Source organism: Curtobacterium sp. PsM8 (assembly GCF_030433875.1).
Taxonomy (GTDB): domain Bacteria; phylum Actinomycetota; class Actinomycetes; order Actinomycetales; family Microbacteriaceae; genus Curtobacterium.
On sequence record NZ_JARUXD010000138.1, the window covers coordinates 1 to 2,943 of the forward strand.

Annotated in this window: 2 protein-coding genes; one reads left to right on the top strand and one right to left on the bottom strand. The window is 70.1% G+C overall.

What is annotated here, in order from left to right; translation table 11 throughout:
- Window positions 1-147: 147 nt before the first annotated feature.
- On the bottom strand, window positions 148-1,746 hold the full coding sequence (locus QCD68_RS17045) for an ABC-F family ATP-binding cassette domain-containing protein (protein ID WP_111073526.1): 1,599 nt from the start codon (window positions 1,744-1,746) through the stop codon (window positions 148-150).
- 116 nt (window positions 1,747-1,862) lie between these two features.
- Between QCD68_RS17045 and QCD68_RS17050 the strand changes: the two genes are divergently transcribed.
- The gene (locus QCD68_RS17050; RefSeq protein ID WP_301223874.1) at window positions 1,863-2,462 is read left to right on the top strand and encodes a biotin transporter BioY; all 600 of its coding nucleotides are present in this window, start codon (window positions 1,863-1,865) and stop codon (window positions 2,460-2,462) included.
- The last annotated feature ends 481 nt before the right edge of the window (window positions 2,463-2,943 follow it).

Below are 2,943 nucleotides of genomic sequence, written 5' to 3' on the forward strand. Positions count from 1 at the left end.
TGGGCGCTTGGCGACGATGACACCCGCAAGGCCGTCGAGCAGGCCCAGGACCGCGGCGGCCCGGCGGCCCACCCCGCCCACCCCCCGGGGGCGGGGGGGGCCCCCCCCCGCCCCCCCCCGGTCCGGTCTGTCGTGCCGGTCCGCGCGTCAAGCGAGCTCGATGAGCTCCGCGTAGTCCTTGTTCCAGTGGTCCTCGGTACCGTCCGGGAGCAGCAGCACGCGCTCGGGGTTGAGTGCCTCGACCGCACCCGCGTCGTGGGACACGAGGACGACGGCGCCCTCGAAGCCGGCGAGGGCATTGAGGATCTCCTCACGCGACGCGGGGTCCAGGTTGTTCGTGGGCTCGTCGAGCAGCAGCACGTTCGCTCCCGACACGACGATCATCGCGAGCGACAGGCGGGTCTTCTCGCCACCGGACAGGACACCGGCCTTCTTGTAGCCGTCGTCCCCGGTGAACAGGAACGACCCGAGCACCCGGCGGGCCTCGGTCTCGTTGAGGTCGGTGGACGCCGAGACCATGTTCTCGATCACCGTGCGGTTGACGTCGATGTTCTCGTGCTCCTGCGCGTAGTACCCGATGCGCAGGCCGTGGCCGGGCTGGACCTCACCGGTGTCCGGTGCGTCGGCACCTGCCAGGATGCGGAGCAACGTCGTCTTGCCGGCACCGTTGAACCCCAGGATGACGACACGGGAACCGCGGTCGATCGCCAGGTCGACGCCCGCGAAGATCTCGAGTGAGCCGTAGGACTTCGACAGCCCCTCGGCCATCAGCGGCGTGCGACCACACGGAGCCGGCGTGGGGAACCGGATCTTCGCGACCCGGTCGGCCACGCGCTCGTCCTCGAGGCCCGCGAGCAGCTTGTCGGCACGGGCGACCATCTGGTGCGCCGCAGCGGCCTTCGACGCCTTCGCACCGAAGCGAGCAGCCTGGTCCTTCAGGGTCGCGGCCTTCTTCTCGGCACCGGCGCGCTCCTTGCGACGACGCTCCTCGTCGGCGACGCGCTGCCGCTGGTAGAGCTTCCAGCCCATGTTGTAGATGTCGATGGTCTGTCGGTTCGCGTCGAGGTAGAAGACGCGGTTCACGACCTCGTCCACCAGCTCCACGTCGTGGGAGATGACGATCACACCGCCCGCGTAGGTCTTGAGGTGCTCGCGCAGCCAGACGACCGAGTCGGCGTCGAGGTGGTTCGTCGGCTCGTCGAGGATCATCGTGTCCGCGTCGGAGAACAGGATGCGCGCGAGCTCGATACGACGACGCTGTCCACCGGAGAGCGTCTTGAGCTGCTGGTCGAGGATGCGGTCCGGCAGCTTGAGGTTCGACGCGATCGACGCCGCTTCGGCCTCGGCCGCGTAGCCACCCAGCGCATTGAACTCGTCGTCCAGACGGGAGTACCGCTTCATCGCCTTCTCGGCGACGGCCGGGTCCGTGCTGGCCATGTCGAGCGTGGCCTTGCGGATGCCGTCCACGAGCTCACCGAGACCGCGGGCGTCGAGGATCCGCTTACGGGCGGTGTCCTCGGGGTTGCCGGAGCGCGGGTCCTGCGGCAGGTAGCCGATCTCACCGGACCGCTGGATCGTGCCGTCGGTCGGGGCGGCTTCGCCCGCCAGGGCCTTGGTCATGGTGGTCTTCCCCGCGCCGTTCCGGCCGACGAGGCCGATCTTGTCACCCCGCTCGACGCGGAAGGACACGTTCTCCATCAGGAGGCGAGCCCCGACGCGGATCTCGAGTTCGTGCACGGCAAGCACAGTGGACGTCCAATCAGTTGGTGGGTTTGCACAACGGTGTGTGCGGGAGGTGCACCGCTACGCTGACGGGAACCGATGGTCCAGAACAGGACCAGCAGTCCATTCTAGGAGAATCCATGACGAACGCCACCGGGTTCGCTCCCCGCGCAGTCCTCGCCGACCGTCTGCGCACGCACGGCCTGGCCACCGACGCCGCCCTGATCGCCGGTGGTGCGCTGTTCACCGCCGCGCTGGCGCAGGTCGAGGTGCCGATGTGGCCGGTCCCCGTGACCGGTCAGACGCTGGCCGTCGTCCTCGTCGGCGCGACGCTCGGTGCACGCCGCGGTGTCCTCTCGATGCTCGTCTACGCGATCGTCGGGCTCGCCGGGGCGCCGTTCTTCGCCGACGCCCAGGGCGGCCTGCACGCGCTGACCCTGCCGAGCTTCGGCTACGTCATCGGCTTCATCCCAGCCGCCGGCCTCATCGGCTGGCTCGCCCGCCGCAACTGGGACCGCAAGGTCGGGCGGGCCGCGGTCGCGATGCTGCTCGCGAGTGCGATCCCCTTCGTCACCGGCCTGCCGTACCTCGCCGTCGCCCTCGGCGCGCTCGGTGCGCCGAACGGCCTGCAGTCGGTCCTGGCGGCCGGCCTCTACCCCTTCGTCATCGGCGGCATCGCCAAGGCCCTCATCGCCGCGGGCGTGCTGCCCCTGGCCTGGAAGGCGCTCGGCCGCCGCTGAGCGCCCCGCACCCGATGGCGGACAGGAGGCCCGGTACCAGCTGGTACCGGGCCTCCCGTCCGTTCTGGGGACGCGACGCGGGGTCGGGAGCCGTTCCGACGCCCGCGAGCGGCCACGACATCCCGCCTGCCGTCCGCCGAGCGGTCACGACACCCCGCCTGCCGTCCGGCGAGCGGTCACGATTCGTCGGTCCGGAGGGCCGAGAACGACGTTTCCTGACCGCTCGGCGGAGATGACCGGCGCGGCGGAGGACGAGACCCTCGGGTGTCAGACACCCCGTTCGTGGACGCCGAGCGGTCACAGGTCGTCGGTCCGCGGGCGCGAGAACGACGTTCTGTGACCGTTCGGCGAGAGCGCGCCGGGCGCGCCGGGCGGGACACGACGACGGACGGGAGGCCCGGTACCAGCTGGTTCCGGGCTGTCTCTTATAAAAATCTCAGAGCCCACGAGACGAACGCAATAATGTCGTATGGCGTGGTGT